General features: G+C 40.4%; 27 protein-coding genes and 1 riboswitch. Of the genes, 14 read left to right on the forward strand and 13 right to left on the reverse strand.

Annotation, left to right across the window (positions count from 1 at the left end; translation table 11 throughout):
- Nucleotides 1–252: 252 nt before the first annotated feature.
- A complete protein-coding gene (locus tag JZO70_RS13770; RefSeq protein ID WP_207674169.1) occupies nt 253–1,185 on the reverse strand; it encodes an AraC family transcriptional regulator in 933 nt (310 codons plus the stop codon).
- 124 nt (nt 1,186–1,309) lie between these two features.
- On the opposite strand from JZO70_RS13770, the gene JZO70_RS13775 reads away from it, so the two are divergent.
- From JZO70_RS13775 to JZO70_RS13785, 3 genes are read left to right on the forward strand one after another with little or no spacing between them, the layout of a single operon-like run.
- Complete coding sequence (locus JZO70_RS13775) at nt 1,310–1,885, forward strand: TetR/AcrR family transcriptional regulator (RefSeq protein ID WP_207674170.1); 576 nt, start codon at nt 1,310–1,312, stop codon at nt 1,883–1,885.
- Nucleotides 1,886–1,890: 5 nt separating this feature from the next.
- On the forward strand, nt 1,891–2,142 hold the full coding sequence (locus JZO70_RS13780) for a zinc ribbon domain-containing protein (RefSeq protein WP_207674171.1): 252 nt from the start codon (nt 1,891–1,893) through the stop codon (nt 2,140–2,142).
- Nucleotides 2,130–2,387, forward strand: a complete 258-nt coding sequence (locus JZO70_RS13785) for a TfoX/Sxy family protein (protein ID WP_207674172.1) — start codon at nt 2,130–2,132, stop codon at nt 2,385–2,387. Before JZO70_RS13780 ends, JZO70_RS13785 begins: the two co-directional genes overlap by 13 nt.
- 48 nt (nt 2,388–2,435) lie before the next feature.
- Here JZO70_RS13785 and JZO70_RS13790 read toward each other — a convergent pair whose 3' ends face one another.
- Nucleotides 2,436–3,872 (reverse strand): cryptochrome/photolyase family protein, encoded by a 1,437-nt coding sequence (locus JZO70_RS13790; RefSeq protein ID WP_207674173.1) that lies wholly within the window; start codon nt 3,870–3,872, stop codon nt 2,436–2,438.
- 134 nt (nt 3,873–4,006) lie between these two features.
- Here JZO70_RS13790 and JZO70_RS13795 point away from each other — a divergent pair, with 134 nt between their 5' ends.
- The 5 genes from JZO70_RS13795 to JZO70_RS13815 all read left to right on the forward strand — a co-directional run bounded on the left by JZO70_RS13795 (nt 4,007) and on the right by JZO70_RS13815 (nt 7,903).
- Complete coding sequence (locus JZO70_RS13795; RefSeq protein ID WP_207674174.1) at nt 4,007–4,726, forward strand: DUF2087 domain-containing protein; 720 nt, start codon at nt 4,007–4,009, stop codon at nt 4,724–4,726.
- A 119-nt stretch (nt 4,727–4,845) separates the two neighbouring features.
- Nucleotides 4,846–5,058 (forward strand): hypothetical protein, encoded by a 213-nt coding sequence (locus tag JZO70_RS13800; protein WP_207674175.1) that lies wholly within the window; start codon nt 4,846–4,848, stop codon nt 5,056–5,058.
- Nucleotides 5,059–5,125: 67 nt separating this feature from the next.
- On the forward strand, nt 5,126–5,773 hold the full coding sequence (locus JZO70_RS13805; RefSeq protein ID WP_207674251.1) for a pentapeptide repeat-containing protein: 648 nt from the start codon (nt 5,126–5,128) through the stop codon (nt 5,771–5,773).
- A gap of 185 nt (nt 5,774–5,958) precedes the next feature.
- A complete protein-coding gene (locus JZO70_RS13810; RefSeq protein WP_207674176.1) occupies nt 5,959–6,531 on the forward strand; it encodes an RNA polymerase sigma factor in 573 nt (190 codons plus the stop codon).
- Complete coding sequence (locus JZO70_RS13815; RefSeq protein WP_207674177.1) at nt 6,524–7,903, forward strand: hypothetical protein; 1,380 nt, start codon at nt 6,524–6,526, stop codon at nt 7,901–7,903. The genes JZO70_RS13810 and JZO70_RS13815 overlap by 8 nt, the downstream gene beginning before the upstream one ends.
- Before the next feature lie 651 nt (nt 7,904–8,554).
- On the opposite strand, the gene JZO70_RS13820 is transcribed toward JZO70_RS13815, so the two are convergent.
- A complete protein-coding gene (locus tag JZO70_RS13820; protein ID WP_207674178.1) occupies nt 8,555–8,794 on the reverse strand; it encodes a hypothetical protein in 240 nt (79 codons plus the stop codon).
- 157 nt (nt 8,795–8,951) lie between these two features.
- Between JZO70_RS13820 and JZO70_RS13825 the strand changes: the two genes are divergently transcribed.
- Nucleotides 8,952–9,494 carry a restriction endonuclease gene (locus JZO70_RS13825; protein ID WP_242703948.1) on the forward strand — a complete coding sequence of 181 codons (543 nt, stop codon included), beginning with the start codon at nt 8,952–8,954 and terminating at the stop codon, nt 9,492–9,494.
- A gap of 21 nt (nt 9,495–9,515) precedes the next feature.
- Here the strand turns inward: JZO70_RS13825 and JZO70_RS13830 are convergent, their stop codons facing one another.
- The 7 genes from JZO70_RS13830 to JZO70_RS13860 all read right to left on the reverse strand — a co-directional run bounded on the left by JZO70_RS13830 (nt 9,516) and on the right by JZO70_RS13860 (nt 12,886).
- Nucleotides 9,516–9,689: a hypothetical protein gene (locus JZO70_RS13830; RefSeq protein WP_207674179.1), complete on the reverse strand. Its 174-nt coding sequence runs from the start codon at nt 9,687–9,689 to the stop codon at nt 9,516–9,518.
- A 203-nt stretch (nt 9,690–9,892) separates the two neighbouring features.
- Nucleotides 9,893–10,045, reverse strand: coding sequence for a hypothetical protein (locus tag JZO70_RS13835; protein ID WP_207674180.1), 153 nt, complete (start codon nt 10,043–10,045; stop codon nt 9,893–9,895).
- An 11-nt stretch (nt 10,046–10,056) separates the two neighbouring features.
- Nucleotides 10,057–10,719, reverse strand: coding sequence for a CPBP family intramembrane glutamic endopeptidase (locus tag JZO70_RS13840; protein ID WP_207674181.1), 663 nt, complete (start codon nt 10,717–10,719; stop codon nt 10,057–10,059).
- Between the two features lie 87 nt (nt 10,720–10,806).
- A complete protein-coding gene (locus JZO70_RS13845) occupies nt 10,807–11,310 on the reverse strand; it encodes a hypothetical protein (protein ID WP_207674182.1) in 504 nt (167 codons plus the stop codon).
- 24 nt (nt 11,311–11,334) lie between these two features.
- Nucleotides 11,335–11,700, reverse strand: coding sequence for a DUF6483 family protein (locus JZO70_RS13850; RefSeq protein ID WP_207674183.1), 366 nt, complete (start codon nt 11,698–11,700; stop codon nt 11,335–11,337).
- A gap of 225 nt (nt 11,701–11,925) precedes the next feature.
- Nucleotides 11,926–12,492, reverse strand: coding sequence for a GrpB family protein (locus JZO70_RS13855; protein ID WP_207674184.1), 567 nt, complete (start codon nt 12,490–12,492; stop codon nt 11,926–11,928).
- Nucleotides 12,380–12,886, reverse strand: coding sequence for a hypothetical protein (locus tag JZO70_RS13860; protein ID WP_207674185.1), 507 nt, complete (start codon nt 12,884–12,886; stop codon nt 12,380–12,382). The genes JZO70_RS13855 and JZO70_RS13860 overlap by 113 nt, the downstream gene beginning before the upstream one ends.
- A gap of 288 nt (nt 12,887–13,174) precedes the next feature.
- A riboswitch (FMN riboswitch) is annotated at nt 13,175–13,291 on the forward strand.
- Nucleotides 13,292–13,408: 117 nt separating this feature from the next.
- Between JZO70_RS13860 and JZO70_RS13865 the strand changes: the two genes are divergently transcribed.
- Both JZO70_RS13865 and JZO70_RS13870 read left to right on the forward strand, forming a co-directional pair.
- Nucleotides 13,409–14,008 (forward strand): ECF transporter S component, encoded by a 600-nt coding sequence (locus tag JZO70_RS13865; RefSeq protein WP_207674186.1) that lies wholly within the window; start codon nt 13,409–13,411, stop codon nt 14,006–14,008.
- Nucleotides 14,008–14,463 carry a pyridoxamine 5'-phosphate oxidase family protein gene (locus JZO70_RS13870; protein ID WP_207674187.1) on the forward strand — a complete coding sequence of 152 codons (456 nt, stop codon included), beginning with the start codon at nt 14,008–14,010 and terminating at the stop codon, nt 14,461–14,463. Before JZO70_RS13865 ends, JZO70_RS13870 begins: the two co-directional genes overlap by 1 nt.
- Before the next feature lie 40 nt (nt 14,464–14,503).
- Here the strand turns inward: JZO70_RS13870 and JZO70_RS13875 are convergent, their stop codons facing one another.
- Nucleotides 14,504–15,127, reverse strand: coding sequence for an NAD(P)H-binding protein (locus JZO70_RS13875; protein ID WP_207674188.1), 624 nt, complete (start codon nt 15,125–15,127; stop codon nt 14,504–14,506).
- A 154-nt stretch (nt 15,128–15,281) separates the two neighbouring features.
- Between JZO70_RS13875 and JZO70_RS13880 the strand changes: the two genes are divergently transcribed.
- The 3 genes from JZO70_RS13880 to JZO70_RS13890 are packed head-to-tail and all read left to right on the forward strand — an operon-like array spanning nt 15,282 to nt 17,170.
- Nucleotides 15,282–16,079 carry a bifunctional hydroxymethylpyrimidine kinase/phosphomethylpyrimidine kinase gene (locus JZO70_RS13880; protein ID WP_207674189.1) on the forward strand — a complete coding sequence of 266 codons (798 nt, stop codon included), beginning with the start codon at nt 15,282–15,284 and terminating at the stop codon, nt 16,077–16,079.
- A gap of 40 nt (nt 16,080–16,119) precedes the next feature.
- A complete protein-coding gene (locus JZO70_RS13885; RefSeq protein WP_207674190.1) occupies nt 16,120–16,614 on the forward strand; it encodes an ECF transporter S component in 495 nt (164 codons plus the stop codon).
- A gap of 16 nt (nt 16,615–16,630) precedes the next feature.
- The gene (locus JZO70_RS13890; RefSeq protein WP_207674191.1) at nt 16,631–17,170 is read left to right on the forward strand and encodes a TIGR01440 family protein; all 540 of its coding nucleotides are present in this window, start codon (nt 16,631–16,633) and stop codon (nt 17,168–17,170) included.
- Nucleotides 17,171–17,213: 43 nt separating this feature from the next.
- Here the strand turns inward: JZO70_RS13890 and JZO70_RS13895 are convergent, their stop codons facing one another.
- Entirely contained in the window at nt 17,214–17,690 is a 477-nt protein-coding gene (locus JZO70_RS13895) for a GNAT family N-acetyltransferase (protein ID WP_207674192.1), read from the reverse strand.
- 476 nt (nt 17,691–18,166) lie between these two features.
- Nucleotides 18,167–18,679 carry a type 1 glutamine amidotransferase domain-containing protein gene (locus JZO70_RS13900; RefSeq protein ID WP_207674193.1) on the reverse strand — a complete coding sequence of 171 codons (513 nt, stop codon included), beginning with the start codon at nt 18,677–18,679 and terminating at the stop codon, nt 18,167–18,169.
- Nucleotides 18,680–18,742: the final 63 nt, after the last annotated feature.

Consider the following 18,742-nt stretch of genomic DNA (forward strand, 5'->3'; position numbering starts at 1 on the left):
AATAATAATAGCAGTAAGCTAAAAAAGCCGATGCGGGTATTAATAAATTGTTTATATTTTTTTAATTGAGACATATAACGCTCCTTATCACTGAAAGTGCAATCATTATCTATTCTATCGGTTTTGTGAAAAAGCGTCAAACTAAATAGGAGGTTTGTGACGTTTCCTTAATGTTTGTCATCGAATTGTGTTTCTTTGACTTGCTTAAAAGCTTCTATATAAATAGTAACAATCTCGTCGAAAGGGTTGTTTCTAGATCTGCAAGGGTGCTACCCAAATTTCTTGGTAGACAGTGTTTGGATTTTTCGCCGGAAAGTATTTTTCTAGGGAATAAGGTTCAGTGACCAATTGTTGACTAGGCAGCCAGGTTCCCAGCAAATAACCAAGAGCTTTAGCAATAGCGATGTTGCGGGCTTCCGGTGTATTTTCCGCTTCGCAGCCGCAAACGATGTATTCACCTGGGGGTATAATCCAGGTTTCCAGGTGTTCATCCAATGTTTCAACTCTACCGCCGGCAAAATAGTCGAAGCTTTCGGTAGGTGCTAAGGATGTTGGATCAACAGATGGATCTTTTAAGAAAGAAGCGCCCAATTGAATGTCTTCAGTAAACAGCTCGGGCCGCTGTTTTTTCAACTTGTGAAACTCAGTCCAAATGCCATCGGCTTGATTCATTCCGGTTGCTCCTCCCACAGGAATATTATTAGCGATCAGCATTTTCCCAACCACCCCTTGATAATACTCAGGTTTGGTTAACTGTCGGCGAGTAATGGTCACCACCATATTTTCCGCAATAAAGGAATCATTTTCTGCTATGACCGTTTGTTTCATCGTTAAGTCCGGCTTCAGCATCTGATGTAAAGCCGGCTGATTTAAGCGATACTCATCGGGGGTCATCCCATATGCCGACTTGAAAGCCTTCGTATAATAAGCATGGCTGTTAAAACCAACAGTTAAAGCTATTTCAATTATTCGTTGATCGGTGGTTGCCAGCAGCTGGCAGGATTTTGCTAAACGGCGCAGCTTCACGTATTCCATAACCGGACGCCCAACCAGCTTTTTGAATAATCGCTGGAAATAAAAAGGGGACAAATAAGCAATCGCTGCTAATTCGGTGATCGGCAGTGACTGGTCCAAGTTCGCTTCAATATAATCTAATACTTGCTGAATGCTTTGCCAGGTCTTCATAAGGGTCCCACTTTCTGTATTTACTATAATTATCATACCACGGGTGATGTTGAAGGCAACTATTGACAGAAATAGCGGGCGGAAATAGAATGAGTGTATACTCAGTGAGTGGAGGGTCAGTGAAATGACAGGAACAATTCGGGAAAAAAAGAAACTTCAGACTAGAACAACTATTTTAGAGACTGCCAGCGACCTGTTTGCCGCAGAAGGCTTTCAGCTGTCTACTAGTAAAATTGCGAAGACTGCTGGAGTAGCTCATGGCTCATTATTTCTCCATTTCCCAACTAGAGAAGATTTAATCGATGCAGTAATCCGTTCATTTTTTGAGGAGCTGAACACACGGATCCATCAGGTAACCGAAACAACCGGATCATTAGAAGAATTTCTACGACAGCATCTGGAAATGCTAGAGGAGAAGGAAGCCTTTTATACCCAGCTGATTACTAGCTTGAATTCATTGCCTGCCACGACTCAGCGAAAACTATTCGCTTATCAATCGACACTTTCATCTCATCTGTTGCTATTGCTGGAGAAAGAAGACATTGTAGCTGTTGCACCTCATATGCTGTTTAACACCTGGCTGGGTATCATCCATTATTATCTGCAAAACAAAGCGATGTTTGCTTCTGAAGAATCGGTGATTGCCCGATATAGGGATGAATGGATAACGACTTATATAAAATTGATTCGGAAAGGTTGAGTGAGATGGAAAAATGTATTGCTTGCGGCATGCCAATGGAAAAGCCAGCAGATCATGCGCTAGGAGACGTTACAAAGAATTACTGTCGGCATTGCGCCAAGGAAAATGGCGAGATGCAATCCTTTGAAGAAAAACGTTCTAACTTGATCGACTTTGTTACTCGTACTCAAGGCCTTGATGACAAAGCAGCCGTTGGTGTGGTAGAAACGATGATGAAGGAATTGCCAGCATGGAGGGATCAGTTATGGAACAATTAATAACCTTGCCTAATGTAGGGAAAGTCTTAGCTGAGCATTTAGTGGCAATCGGGATTGATTCACCAGAAGCGTTAAGACAAAACGGCACAGAGAACGTCTTTTTGAAAATTCGCATGCAACGAGATGCTGGAGCTTGTTTGAATATGCTGTACGGAATTGAAGGAGCTGTTCAAGGGATTCCCAAAAGACAATTACCGCCAGAAATAAAGCAGCAGTTGAAGCAATTTCATCAAAGCTTGGAATAGCACATCCAAAAAAGCACTGAAATCCCTTATCAGGAATTTCAGTGCTTTTTATTCTTCATCAGAGGAATCATCAGGAACTTCTTTGGCGAACTCACGACTGTTTTCGTATACGGATAAGGCTTTTCGTCGTGCTTCTTTGTGGTGAACAATTGGTAAAGGATAGTCCTCTCCCAGTATCACACCGTATTCCCGCTGTTCAGCTTCCTTCATCTTTTCCGGCTGATGGATGAACTTATTGGGAAGATCCTTCAATTCCGGTACATATTTCCGAATAAATTCACCTTCCGCATCAAAACGCTCTGATTGAGTCGTCGGATTGAAGATGCGGAAGTAAGGAACCGCGTCCGTTCCTGTAGATGCAGCCCATTGCCAGCCGCCGATGTTACTTGCCGGATCGTAATCAATCAGCTGCTGCTGGAAATATTTTTCTCCCCGTCGCCAATCAATCAGCAAATCCTTTGTCAAAAACGAAGCCACGATCATCCGCAGACGATTGTGCATCCAACCGGTTTGGTTCAGTTGACGCATCGCCGCATCCACAATCGGATAACCGGTTTTGCCTTCCTGCCAACGTTGGAAATTCTCATCATCGTTGTCCCATTGAATAAACTGGAAATTGGTTTGGATCGGCTGCTGCTTTTGCTTAGGATTGGCCGCATAAATCATGTTGTAAAAATCCCGCCAACACAATTCTTTTTCAAAGGTCTGCTTTCCTTCTGAGTCATCTGCTTCCTGCAGCTGCTGCCAAACGGTTCGAATAGAAAGTTCTCCCGTCCGTAAATAAGGGGAGAGAAGACTGGTTCGATCTTCAGCCGGCAAATCTCGTGCCTTTGAATAATCGACAACATTTTCCAGCAGAAAATTCTCTAATTGCTTCTTCGCCGCTTTGGTTCCTACTTCATATAGAGGCTTATCAAGAAGGTTCGCCACTAATTCCGCAAATTTTTCCTCATCTTCTGGGAACAAAGTGTCTTTAGTTACTTTATCAGCAGAAATAGCTACTTTCACCGGCTTTGGTTTAGTCAGCTGCTTCCATTGATTGTAATAGGGAGTATATACCTTGTAAGGGTCGCCGCTTTGATTTTTTATCTCCGTAGCACCATGGAGATGATGATCCATATAATCATGAACAATAATCTGATTCTCCTGGAAAAATTCCCGCATCTTCTGATCTCGTTCCGCCCCGAAGCCGCGTTCGTCCAAATTAAAATAGACCCGGTCCCAATTTTTTACTGTTTTTTTCAATTTAGTAAAGCTTTCCTCCAGATTCCCGAAAAGAATCTGCAAATGCATCTTCTGGTTCACAGTCTCTTGGAAGTGAGCCACGCTGGCAAAAAACGCCTGATGATTGCTGCTGTCAGCTAAAAATTGCTCTGGATTGACTTGGAAAAGCAGTACCAACTCATCGGAATCCTCGAAGGCATGATACAGAGCTGTATTATCTTCTAGACGTAAGTCACGTCGAAACCACATCACGGATGTCATCCGATCACCTCTTTCTTCTATTTTAGTATGACACAATTCAGGCATTCACGAAAAGTTAATGCCTAAAAAATGATCGTTTGTCTATTTGTAAACGGATTCATAATTTGTTAGTATATTAGTAGATAGAGAAGGAGATGAACGCTGTGGAGGAGACGATTGAAGACTATCAAAAAGGTTATCAGTACCAAGATGAGGTATATCATTGCCTGTATTGTGACCAGATTTATGAGGATGGCTATATTTATCCCGTGGATGGGAAACAAGCTCTGGCCCAAAAGGCGATGGTCCATCATCTGAATACGCAGCATGCCGGAGCATTAGGATCGTTGATTGCCCAGCGCAAGGAAATCAGCGGATTAAGTGAAAGCCAACAGGATATTTTGGAATTGTTTGCTCGTCAGTTAAGTGATTCAGTCATTGCCCAGCGCTTAGGAATTTCTACTTCGACAGTTAGAAATCATCGGTTCAAACTGCGGGAGAAGGAGAAGCAGGCCAAGGTCTTTCTCAGCATCATGAGTTTATTGAAGGACGAACCTTTTATTCCCCCGCATCGCGGCGCCCGGATGATCGATGAACGTTATCATATTACACCCGCTGAACGAACAAAAGTCCTAGCGACTTATTTTACGAAGGAAGGACGACTCACTTCCTTGCCCAGCAAAGAAAAGCGCAAGGTAATTGTATTAGGTAAAATTGTCGAAGGCTTCGACTCTAGTAAAAATTATTCCGAAGCTGCGGTGAACGAAATTTTGCTGCTGATTCATGAGGATTACGTTACGCTGCGTCGTTATTTGGTTGAATATGGATTTATGAATCGCACGAAGGATGGCAAAAGTTATTGGGTGATTGACTAGAAAGGGGAGGTTGAGATGAAGTATCGCTTTCACCACTTGCACGTAACTGTCGGATAGGTGGTTTTACTCAAGCTCCGGCTAAAGTCGTTTCTGATCCAGTCATAAAAGAAAGCTTGCTGGTGTTGGAATGTAAGGTAGGCGATGCGGCTAAAATAATCGAGGGTGATCTGACTGCGACAATTCTGGCAGAGGTTGTCCATGGAACCTTCAGCCAATCCTACATGGAAGGAAAACAGGATTTGATGTATTTAATGCCTGGTAAGCAGGACCTTAAAACCGGTAAGCCAACACCATCATCAATCGGTCACATAGAAATAGATTTCAGCGAGTGATGGTATTTGCTGGGAGTATTGGTATAATGGATGGATAAGCGAAAATCAAGGAAAGGTTTGATGGACTATCAGTAAGAAAGCCAATTTAGACAAACACCGTCCAGCACCACCGAATTTACCCACACAATTTACCGAAGATTTTTATCTGGAAGACGAGGTAACTTTCGAAGGAATCAAAATTGAAGACCTCGATTACAGCTATTTAAGTGCCCGAAATTTGATGCTTAAAGGTTCCCATTTAAAGAAAATCACGATGCAGCGCACTCGCTTGGAGCGAGTAGAGTGCAGCAACGTTGTTTTCGAGAAGTGCGACCTGTCAAATTTAGACTGGATCGGCGGCAGTTTTCACCAAGTAGTTTTTGATCAATGCAAACTAACCGGCACAAATTTTGCAGAAAGCTATTTACGGGATTGCCGTTTTACCAATTGTATCGCTAATTTCGCTTCCTTTAGTGCGACGAATGTGAAGAACGTCCAATTCGATAATTGCCAGTTAAACGATAGTGAATTCTTCGAAGCAACCTGGAAGCATCTGTTTTTAGAGAACAATGAGTTAACCAATAGTAATTGGATGAACACCACGATGTCAGGCTTAGACTTATCCACGAATGAATTCGAACGGATCATATTATCGCAGGATCGGCTACGGAATTTGACTGTTAACCAAGAGCAGGCATTAACGATTGCTGCTGGATTAGGAATAAAGATCGTATAGTATAAGCAAATAATAATATCGCATAAGAAATATATGTAAAACCAATAGAAAACTAGTACATGTAACTAGCAAGCTCTCTTTAGACAAGATACCTTTGTTTAAGGAGAGTTTTTTTGAACAAATTAGCAAGTTAATGAGGAATTCCAGCAAATCGGATTGTATTGTTAGTGAAGGGGAGGTTAGCTATGACCGATGAAGAAGTTCGCAAAAGAATAATCGCAGGCGACGAACAGTTTTTTGATCAATTAATGGATCAATACAGCAAATTATTGTGGGCGGTGGCCGCAACAATTTTGACCGCTAAAAACTCAAGCCAGCAAATGGATATTGAAGAAGTCGTCAGTGACGTTTTTCTGCGTTTGTGGCAGCAGCCAGAAAAATACAAACCAAGCAAAGGTTCAATCAAAAGTTATTTAGTCGTCATGACGAAAAGTATGGCCTTAAACAAATTAAAATCCAAACAACGACATCAACACGAAAATATTAGCGAAATCAGTGAAGAATATCTTTCCAATATTCCAAAAGCGGAGGAAGAGATAGCCTGGCAGGAACTTTATGACGCCGTTATGCTGCTAGAAGAACCAACCCGGCGGATTTTGATTCTACGCTTTTTCTACGAAATGAAACCTAGCGAAATTCAATCGCAGCTAGGATTATCCAGCAAAGAAGTTGATAATCGACTGTACCGCGGCAAGAAAAAGCTGCAGGAATTCCTAGAATACCGAAAGTTTATAAATGAGGTGAATACCTATGAGTAAAAAAATCGAAAAACACCCCTTTGAACATTTGACCGATCAGCAGCTGGAGGAATTTTTAAACTATTCTGAGATTCCTTATACAGAAAACAACGCCCAAAACATCAAAGAAAAATTTGCAGCTAAAAAGCTGGCGAAACCTAAAAAAAGCCGATTCAATCCAAGAGTGATCGCAATTGCTATAGCAGCGGCCAGTATATTGCTGCTGACGGCTTTCACATTTCGTGACGAGCTAACCTTGATTTACCAAAAGAATTTTGGCTCCGAAACGGAAATATTGTTGGCCAATTCGGATCGTCTGGACCAAGAAGTAGAGGATCAAGGGATTCGCCTGAAAGCAATCGGCTCCTTTAAAGACGGAAATACCACTTATTTCGTCGCTCAGCTGACTGACTTAACCGGTGATCGTCTGTCTGAAGATACCCAAATTTCCAGCTGGCAAATGCTAAACGGCGGCAACAGCCGCGTGGTTGACTATGATAAAACCACCAAAACTGCGACAATTATCACCCAAGCAATTGATTTTGGTGATAATATCAAGCCTGGGTATTTATTAGAAAGCTTTACAAGCAGTAAAAAGGAATTTCTAGAAAGCTACCCTGTAAATTGGCAAGAAGTACCACAGACTGAAGCTTGGCAAAAACGTCCGGCAAACGAAGGACTGGGGGGCGGAAACGATCCCAAAGCTATGAAGCGACTAAAACTGAAGTTCGATGAGCTCGCTAATACGTACTTAGAACCAGCAGCAAATCCGATTGAGCTGGGCAAGTACGCAGCTATTTCAGCATTAGGCTTCAAGGAGGGTCTACTGCATTTACAAACAAAAGAACTCAATACTGTTGATTCAGCAACTTTTATCAGTCTAAAAAATCGCGAGACTGGGGAAGTGGTTAGTGAAATCGCTTCTTACGGTGTAGATGCTGGTACACACGATAATGAAACAGATCGACCAGATTATTACGAACATATATTCGAGATCCCAGAAAATGCGCTGAAAAATTACGATTTGTTTGTTGAAGGCTTTGAATCGCAAGTTTACCAAAAGGGACAATGGGCAATCCAGTTACAGGAACCACAAGAGCTGCCAGCTGAAAATTTACCTGATCAAATGGTAAAAATTGACGATCAGAAAGTTCAACTAAAAAATGTTCGTTTGTCGCCAATTTCATTGAGCTTTGATCATGTCGGATATTTAAACGATTGCAAGATCGAGCTAGTATTTAAGGATGGAACAACTAAAGAGCTTTTAGTTGAAGCCTATGAATATCAACAAGAAAATGATTACTTTGAATGGCAATTTGGTTTAGATGAACTAGATAAGTTTGAAACAGTAGAATCAGTCAAAATAAACGATCAAGAACTAAAAATGAAGTAACTAAAGAAAACTCCAAAGAAATTGCCGCAGCAAACAATTTCTTTGGAATTTTTTCGCAAGTTTGCAGAATAGAATTGAAAGTTCGTGAAGTAAACAAAAGAGAAAACAAAGCAGAAAATGCCGAATTAATTGCAAAAAGCTTCTAAAAAGCATAAATTTATCGAATTAACGCCAAAAAACTACTGAAATGCCTATAAGACTGGGATAGCTGATTTAGGCCAATAATTTCGAATTTTTTATTTTAGTTTACATAATATACATTAAGCAAAGTTACATACAAAGTTTTAGTTAATCAGTGATCCCAATCAACCGATCAAATTCCACATATCTATATATGGCTTTTCACAGCTGTTTATCCAATCCCGACATTTTACCGTACAAAATTATCTGTTTTTCCGTTCAAAACTACGATTTTATTCTAAAAACTATTTCACTTAGAGTTTTTCTCTGATAAATTTTCCTCGACTAATTATTTATCAGCCTAGAATTTTTCCTTAGTAGTTCAAATTTGCTGACTCCAGGAAAAACTTAAAGCAGACACAAAATAAATTTCTATCCAGCACAAATCAAAACGAATTCAACAAAGTTTCAATTGAAACACTTACAAGCTGATCAAAAAAATTTCTTAGCTCATGTGAAAAAATTCACTTTTTATACTCTATACTTTGAAGTCTCCAAATCTGTTACAGCTTCTTTTAACTGCGCAACTATTTTTTTGAAATCCTCATTATTGTCAAATTGATCACCATTAATACTGTTAATCAATGCGATTGCTCCTTCGGCTTTTAGATTTTGTATACTAGTTTTCCCACGGACTGTTACTTCCAGTCTTTCGCCGGTTCTTAAATCTTCTTGGGTTAATAGAACATCTGCTGCTATTTTTTCTATCACTCTCACCCCTTTTTCTTATCTTAGCACTAAAATAATGTTGTTGCTTCTTCTTCATAAACGGCCGTTATTTAGTCATGAACGGTCAATTTTAGAGGTCTCTCCTCCTATTTTACATGGTATAATTGAAGAAATTTCATATCAGAAAGGAATCAACCATTTGAAAAAGGATAACTTCTCAGTCGTCTTCTTCGGTATCTTGCTGATTATCTTCCGCTACTACTTTTCGATGTCAGTAAATTATATGTATTTTGGCGTAGTCCTAATCCTATTAGGAGTAGTTGCTGAACTCTACCCTTACTTCAGCAAGCTTAAACGTTTCTCGAAAGCTGAGCTGGCCAACATTGATCAGATGAAAGGCATAGAATTCGAGGAATACATGGCTTTTCTGCTGGAAAAGGCCGGCTATATTAAACCCAAAGTCACCCAGGCTTACGGTGATCAAGGAATCGATATCATTGCAAAAAAAGACGACGTAAAGCTGGGAATTCAGTGTAAACGCTGGAAAAAGAAAGTTGGCAACAAGGCTGTACAGGAAGTTCATGCTGGGATTGGCTACTACTCTCTTGATAAAGCGATTGTTGTAACTAACAGCTATTTTACTGAATCAGCGGAACAGTTGGCAAAGAAATTGGACGTTGAATTGTGGGACCGGACCGATTTGACTAAGCTGCTGGAACAAGTTAAAAAGCAAGCTAAATAAGAGCGCATTGACTCCTGGTTGCTACTCGACGGAGAAGATGCGCTCTCCTTTTTTGCTATACATCCACTGGTCAACCGGATTGTAATCCATAAATCCGTCTTGTTGGATAAAATACTCAAACAGCTCTTCTTCAAAATAGTCTGAAAATGCCAAGCCGCTTGCATAAAAATCTTGTATGCTGACGATAGTAATCAATTTTGGTCTCCTTAGGTAAACAGTATTACCTAACAAAACTCACCCTAATGCTCTTTTATCTTAACAAAAATCACGCTGCACCAACAGATGGTTTAGATAATAACAATAAGATTTAACCTTTTCTATTTGCTGTGGTTACCTTATAGTCATTTATTTTATATGCGATAATTTTAGTCCGTTTCCATGAACCTCACGTATTATTTTCACTTCTTTTTTTCTTCCCGATCCAACTTCTTCAGCTTATTAGTAATCTCTGCGTTAGCATGCAGTTGGTTGCCTGGTGTCTTCACTACAGAATCGGTTTTCTTCTCCTCAAAGAAAAATCCTTTTATTCTAGCCAACAGCTTTTTCATCATTGAGCCCTCCTTTAGGCGCCCCCAAATACTCGTGAATAGTCCAAAATCGCATGTATCAAAATTGGTACCCACAAATTTCCGCTTTTCTTGTAAAGAAAGATATAAAACAAACTGCCTAGTATCCCCATGCCGCCTAGTTCACTCATGCTTTTGACTAAGAATTGCGAAAAAGTATCACCTCTCACAATAGATGGTAAAATCGCGTGCATAAAGCCGAAGATGGCTCCACTTATGATAATCGCTGGCCACATACTTGTAACTTTTTCCAGTTGATTAAACAAGAAACCGCGAAAGATGATCTCTTCACTAAAGGCGACCGCAAATAAATAAAAATAAGCTTGATAAAAGCCATGAATCGAAAAATCTTGGTTTAAAAGAAACATTCCGAAATAGATAATTATCAGACCGATAACTAGTTTAGGCGATTCTTTAGTAAGACCTATATCAGCCATTCTACGATTCTTCCGGTAAACTAGCCCAATAAACAGCAGAGCCCACGCGATATTAACAATAAAATCACTGGTAGCCTTATTTAAAAGATTGCTGCTATTCACTTCCGAAAGACCTATTAGATTCCCGCTTTCCCATAAAAAACTAAGACTGAATGCAAAGAAGAGCATATACACAATTATCCAAATAAGTGCCGACCCGCCGTTTTTCAATCGTTCAACCATCATCCACCTCCAAGTTTCTTTATTACAACTAGTTTACCAGACCCCCTACAACATATCACCCCAAAAAAAGCCTGGGGCTAAAATGCCTCAAGCTATCTCTTTAATCTTCATGTTGACAATATTTTCAAACATTAACGGGAACACAACCTCTTGCTCGGCTTCAAATTGATTGAAAGATAAAGGATGATCGTACATATTCGCCCACTTTTTAATGCCGACTAAATCAATGCCAATGTCTGGAAATTCAGCCTTTCCTTCAATCAGCAAGACTTCCTTCCCCTTTTCTAACCAAGAAAAATCCAAGAAATCTTTTTGCTTGGTCCAGGATACAAAGGAGGTATTTTCTACTACACCAAATGGATGCTTCTCCTCAAACTCTTGATGAATCCGATAAAGGGGGCCGGAATACTGGGCCATTCGAGCAAAATCGGCTTCGTAATCCATCGGTGCTTCACACCCTTCGATACGTTGAATTTCCAGGATTAAATCATTCCACAACTTATCGAAATAAGCTGCTTGATCGGCAGGTCGGCCCTGCCCATTGGCTGGGTGCTCCAGCCAGCGCATAATATCTTTTGCTAAATTTGCCATATTTCCACCACACTTTTTAAGTTATCAGTCGGTTCGCTGCTTCAAAAGTCGTCGGATTTCATCTTGCCCTTGGTGAATCTCATCCATGGTAAAATTGTATTGGATGAGCTCGGTTTCAGGGATGGCAGCCAGCTTTTGATAGAACCATGAAGAAATTGATGTGATTTGTTTACTCGTTAACTCATGAAGATGGGCGAAAAAGACATCCTCTGCCCTGCAAATATTCCGCAGCAAAACACTCTCATGCATATACTGGGTCAGTGACACGGATCGCTTCTCACCTGTTAGCGTATCCTCTACATCAATTAACGGATCATTATTGGTTTGTTTAATCGTTGGCAATTGCTTAGGAACAATTTGCAACTGACGCATCAACCAATCATCTTGCATCGCATTTCCTCCCTTTATTATAATTCTATCATCCTAGTTCTCATTTTACTAACGATAACCTAAATCTAGCCATCAGCAAAAAGACTCACCTATTCCAAGGGAGTCTCCTAAAAAAGTTCTTTAACCCCCGGCTGATTCAGAAGTTCTCTAATTTAATCAGTATTTGATTCTTCACTTCGGTTGCGCTGTTTCAAAACCAATGCACGATTCTAGATTGATCCCACACTAGTATCTCACTCCATACAGCGCTTTGGCTTTCTTGGTCATCTCTTCCACAAAAGAACTTTTTTGCAATGTGTATTGATCTCGATCGTATTTGAAATCGATGGCTAATTTTTCCTTTAAAGCTTCATATTCTTTAGCAAGCTCCGGAAATTGATTCAAATAATCACGAAAATACAGTTCATCGTTGTCTCCGGCAAAGCGCAAATGAATATGGTAGACCTTCTCAGCAAAGCCCTCCGGCGTATACCCGCGATTCAGCGAAATACGAGTCTCACTAACAGACATAATGATGCAACCATTTGATTCCAATATTTGAGCCATCGATTCTAAGTTGGTTTCCGACGTAAATTCCACTAAAACATCAACAATATTTTTGGCCTTAATACCCTTAATCGCGGTACTGCCGATATGAGCAATACGAACAACTGCTTCTTCAGGCAGCCAGCTATTTAATTTATCTGCGATTTCTTGATAATCGTTCCACCACTCGCTTCGTGATTCTCTTAGCTCGATGGGAAATAACTGCCATAGCTCCCCCAGACTCATCTCCGTTAGTTTTTTCTTCATCAGGCTTCACCTCTACTTCTTTTGGTTTCATTCGGTGAAGTGCCAATAAAAGCTCCGGCTTTTGATGATACATGGCAATTTCGACTTGCTGAATCCGTCTTAACTTATAGGCGATTTCCTCATCCGTCCGCATCAGGAATTCAGCTTTTCGTATTTGCAGTGCTTCAGTTCTCTTTTGATTGATGTGAGCAGCAATACCGAAATTGGCAACCAGAAAAATAAAGAGCACAATATAGAACAACTCAGTTTTATCACCATTGAAGTTTGAGACGACTACAAAAGGCACGATAAAAATCAAAGCGAAGCTGAACCATTGATATTTAGTCAAATTCTTCAGCTTTTGCGGTTTTTCCTGATAGCTCACTTTAGTTTCAGCATAAATAGCCAGAAACAACGCTTCAAGCTCTTCATACTGCTTGTGGGTTTTGTTCCAGCGATATTCTGCTTGAGTCCTGGTCAGGCCTTTTTCTTTTATGTAATAGTTGATGGCTTTTGATTTTTTTATGATGGGAATCACCACATTTCATCCGTAAGATAGTTTTTCTGTAGAACATTTCTTCGTCTAGTTTATCACATCTCCTCCTGCTTTTTTCAGTCTTTGATGAGAAAAAGTCGATAGTTTAATAAGAAAAAAATTAAAAACCGCTTGCAATTTCAGATAACCTATGTGAAAATGAACACAATAGTTCTTCAGGGCAGGGTTAAATTCCCGACCGGCGGTGATAGTCCGCGAGCCTTTTTAGGTTGACTCAGTGCAATTCTGAGACCGACAGTACAGTCTGGATGGAAGAAGAAAAATAGGCGTGTTTAGTGACCAGTCTAATCATTGGTTTATTCAAGCACCTTTTTTCTACTTGCTGTGCCTTGCGAATTTGTTGTAAGGTTCTTTTTTATGTCTAAGAAAGGTGTGACAAGAATGAAATTCACTGCAAGAAAACTCGTATTAACTGCAATACTCGGTACCATCGCTTATCTCCTAATGATGTTCAGATTCCCACTGCCGTTTATGCCGCCATTTATGGACTTTGACCTGGCTGGTGTACCGGAAATGATCGGAACCTTTTTATTAGGTCCGGTTTCAGGACTGTTCATCGTACTTATCAAACTGTTAATAAAACTAGCAACTTCAGGAACCAGCTCCATGTTTACTGGCGAAATTCAAAACTTTATTTTGAGCGCCAGCTTCATCCTGCCATCATGGTTCATTTACAAACGGGCCAGCAATAAACATCAAGCACTCAACGGCATGCTTTTAGGGACATTTTGTGCAATTATTGTGGCCTGTGTCTCAAACGTTTACTTCATCATCCCTTTTTACGCAACTTTATATGGACTATCAATGGAAGCAGTCATCGCTATGACCCAAGCCGTTAATCCTTTTGTGGACAGCGTTTGGAAATTAGTATTAATCGGGATCGTTCCTTTTAACCTGATCAAGTTTGGCGTCTGTACCAGTGTTGTTTACTTATCCTTGGATCGCTTGCGAGCAATCTTCCTGAGAAGGGAGTTTAGCTGATGGAGTGGGGACCTGCAACAATGCAAATGTATGATAAGTTGGGTAAAAAAAGAATTATGGCTCTAGCTACCAGCTTAAATGATCACGTAACGGTTCGCAATGTCAGTGTGATTATCCACGAAGGCCGCATTTTATTTAAAACGGACAAAAACTTCCGTAAAACCAAGCAGCTGCTGGAAAATCCCAATGTGGCTATTTGCTACTGGGGTGTGCAAATCGAAGGCCAAGCAGTCAATCACGGACTAGTAGTGGACGAACCCGGCCAAGTTTTCCAGGAGCTTTATAAAGAGCACTGGGACAAAAGCTATAATGCCTACCCCCATAAAGATACTGAGATTTTGATTGAAATTATGCCTCACTTTGTCGAGATCTGGGATCAAGACAAAGATGAAAAAGGCTTCCAGCTGCTGTTAGACTTTGACAAACAAGAAGCGGAAATTAAATATTACGACTAACAAAAATGCTGCAGACCTAATCTTGGCCTGCAGCATTTTTTTAGATGTTAGAAAGAGCTTCGTCGATTGGAGTATCGCCGTCACCCATCAAGATGACTTTTTGGTAAGTGTTAGGACGTTCCAGAACTTCTGCCAATACAGTCGCCACATTTTCAATCGAATTCTCACTGCGTTTTTCGATGCTTGTGGTGATTTTGCCGCTGCCCTCTTCTTCTTTCAAATTACCTGGCTGTACAATCGTATAATCCAAATCAGTATTATCGATTAACCAAGAATCCGAGAAGAATTTAGCAATATTATAGTTTGTGATAGTGTCACTCCAATTTTCAGGAACTAGAGCAAATAGCGAGCTTAATTGAATGTAACGGCCAATCCCTTGCTGCTCAGCTGCTTGCATCAATTTCACTGCTCCATACAGATCTGTTTGCAGCAAATCTTTTCCCCGAGAACCAGCTACGAAATAAATAGCTTCAGCATCCCCTAATGTTTTAGCTAAGTCAGCCACATCCCCGTGTAAATCTAAATGAACCGGTTTTACCTGTTCATTTTCGGGAATTTCATTTTCTCGTCGTGCCCCAGCATAGACAAAATGTCCCTTTTCAACTAAACGTTCAATCAACGCTTGGGCAACGCGCCCAGTCGCTCCTGCAACAAATACTTTCATACGTGATTCCTCCTTCTTTTCCTTTATGCTAACTGATTTTGTTCGTTCCTACAACTGTTTCATCTTTTAAAAATTGGATGAGCAAGAAAACAACCAATTGGCTGTTTTTATTTTAATAACGAGTATTATAATAAGAAAGCATAAGGAGGTTATTATGGCAAAAACTATATTAACTATTGCTGGCTCAGATACCTTAGCCGGCGGAGGACTTCAAGCTGACCTCAAAACCTTTGAACATTATCAATTATTCGGTTTAACGGCGATTACCTGTATTGCTGTAGTTGAAGATAACGAATTTATCATTCAAGATCTTTCCCCTGATCTTTTAGCACAGCAATTACAGACGATTCAATCAGGAGTGGACTTATCCGGAATTAAAATCGGCTTGATTCATAATTCGGAGTCAATCCAGATTATCAAAGATTTTTTAGCGCAGCAGGATGTATCGATTGTGTTGGACCCGGTTCTGGCTTTTAAGGAAACCACCGAAGTTTATCAATCACAATATCGCGAATTGTTAATGCGTGAATTGTTTCCTTTAGCAGATTTGGTGACACCTAACTTAAAAGAAGCCGAGCTGTTAAGCCAGATGGAAATTACCGATGAATCTTCCATGAAAAAAGCTGCCCAAATTATCCACCAAGAAGGACAAACATCTGTTGTGATTAAGGGTGGCCAACGACTAATCGGTGAACAAGCAATCGATCTATATTACGATGGCAAACAATTCGAAGTCTTTCGTAAACCTAAATTAGAAGCAAAAACCATCAACGGCGCTGGCTGTACCTTCGCTTCAGCGATTGCCTCAAATTTAGTATTAGGCAAATCACCGCTTGAAGCCATTGAGAAAAGTAAAAAATATGTGTATCAAGCCATTCAACATGGGATCATCTTAAAAAATGGTGAAGGCAATGTGTGGTATCCAGACACAACTTCGGGTGTAACCCCCTAAAGAATACGAATTACTTTACTTACCTGACAGGAGGAATAAAATGAAGATAAAGACGTTAACTACTTTAGCCATGATGATCGCCTTGACGGTGACCTTGTCCCTGATGTTTATCTTTCCGGTTCCGGCAACTAGAGGCTTTGTGACCTTGTGTGAGGCGGGAATTTATACTTCCGCTTTGTTGTTTGGTCCTGTGGGAGGATTATTTGTTGGGGCTATGAGCGGCGGGTTAATTGACTTAATTTCCGGCTATCCCGAATGGGCTCTTTTCTCCATCCTTATTCATGGTGTGCAAGGACTTATCCTGGGTGCGGTTTATCAAAAGATATCCTCACGGACAGGAATGATTGCGGGCTTTACTGCTGCGAGTCTATTTATGATCGCAGGCTATGCACTGGCGACATCCTTTTTATACAGCTGGCCAGCCGGTTTAGCCTCATTGCCAACGAATCTCGTACAAAATCTTTTCGGTATCGCCGTAACTGTTCCCTTGTATCAAGCACTTCAACGAATCGTTCATCGCGTCCAATTAAAATAGAAGGAAGTTTTAGACTATGGAAAAAACAGAATTGAAAGAAACCTTAACGACCATTGTAAATGATGTTTTAGCTGAAGCTGAATTGAAGCCCGGCAACGTATTTGTCCTAGGCTGTACCACCAGTGAAATCGTTGGTGGCATGATTGGGAAAAACTCCAGTAAAGAAGTTGGCGAATGGGTAATTGAAACCTTAAAGGAAATTCTTGATCCAAAAGATATTTACTTGGCTATTCAAGGCTGCGAACATATCAATCGTGCCTTAGTTGTTGAACGGGAATTGGCTGAGAAGAAGGACTGGGAAATTGTGAATGTGAAACCAGCGTTGCATGCTGGCGGTTCTTGTTCAGTTGCTGCCTTCGAACAATTTACTGATCCAGTGGAAGTGGAGCATATTGTAGCCCAAGCTGGCGTAGACATTGGTGACACGTCTATCGGCATGCATGTAAAACATGTACAAGTGCCGGTTCGTCCTTCTATCAAAGAACTAGGTGGCGCCCACGTAACAGCGTTAAGAAGTCGCGCTAAATACATCGGCGGTCCACGAGCAAATTACTAAACTATCAACTGAAACCCACTCTCTGCGTCATTGAGAGTGGGTTTTATAGTTTTTTTCTATAATAGCGGTCAAAGACAAAGCCGTTTGCTTCCAATACTTCAATAGAAGCAAAGTTCTGTGGATCTGGCTCAACAATAATTTCTTCCGCCTCTTTTTCTTGCTGCTGGATAATTTGAACCAGCTCTTGAACAATTTGTTTGCCATACCCCTGACCGATGTACTCAGCTTCACCAATCAAATAGTCGATACTAAAAATTTTATTCGGCTCCTGTACCTCTGTCCATTCTTCTAAATCCTTCGCTTGATAACAATCATAATATTGGCAAAATCCAATCGGCTGATCCCCCAGCATGACAATATAGTGGTGAACCCAATTAAATTTATCATGACGTTGATCAATTTCCGCCAACCAGTTTTCCGGATGAATCAGCCACTTCTTTACGTAGTCCTGGTATAGCCAAGTAACCATTAGCTGGCGATCAGTATCTTCAAAAGGACGAATGCTTATCTTTTGCTTCATGAACACTGCCTCCTCCAATCTTGTTTAGATAAATTATATGCTAATTATCAGTTTTCTCTTATTGTTTGGGAACTTCTTTCTTCCTTTATTAAACTGCGAAAAGTAACACTGGCAGCTAGCTCTTTGCTGGAGTATTCATTTTTCCAAAAGCCGGAAAAATGAGTCTTATTTTCGTACGCATACCATCTTACTAGACTTCACGTGTCAGTTTTCGGTTGTTGTTTGGGAATATCTTTCTTACTTTATTAAACTGCGAAAAGTAACACTGGCAGCTAGCTCTTTGCTGGAGTATTCATTTTTCCAAAAGCAGGAAAAATGAGTCTTATTTTCGTACGCATACCATCTTACTAGACTTCACGTGTCGGTTTTATTTTATTGTTTAGGAACTTCTTTCTTCCTTTATTAAACTGCGAAAAGTAATACTGGCAAAAAAAGATCCTGCATATTTTACAATACACAGAATCTCGAAATTTCAGTTATGCATTTAGAATTTCAACGATTTTCTCGTTAAATGCTGGAATGTCATCAGGATTCCGACTAGTTACTAGATTTCTATCGACAACTACTTCTTCATCCTTCACATTGGCGCCAGCATAAGCGATATCGGGACGAACCGTATCGTAAGCGGTCATTGTGCGGCCTTCAGTTAAACCGGTTTGGATAAATAGTTGTGGTGCGTGACAAATAGCAAATAGCGGACGATCATTTTCCAAGAAATAAGCCACAAAGTCCACGAACCGTTGATCTGCACGTAATTGGTCCGGTGAGAAACCACCAGGAATTAACAACGCGTCAAAATCTTCAGGTTTTACATCATCGATGCTGGTATCGATGGTAAAGGTGTTCCCTTGTTTACCAGTAATTTCTTTACCCGCTTCTTTTTCAATCAAAACAACTTCATTACCGTCTTTTTCTAAAGCTTCTTTCGGGGAAGTTAACTCGACATCTTCCACTAAATCAGTGACTAGTACTGCAATTTTCTTTGTCATATTGTATCTTCCTTTCTTTTAGCCTAATTACAGCCTAACGAAGAAAGAAAGAGATTACAAATA

It is taken from the genome of Candidatus Enterococcus moelleringii (assembly GCF_017377575.1).
Lineage (GTDB): Bacteria > Bacillota > Bacilli > Lactobacillales > Enterococcaceae > Enterococcus_A > Enterococcus_A moelleringii.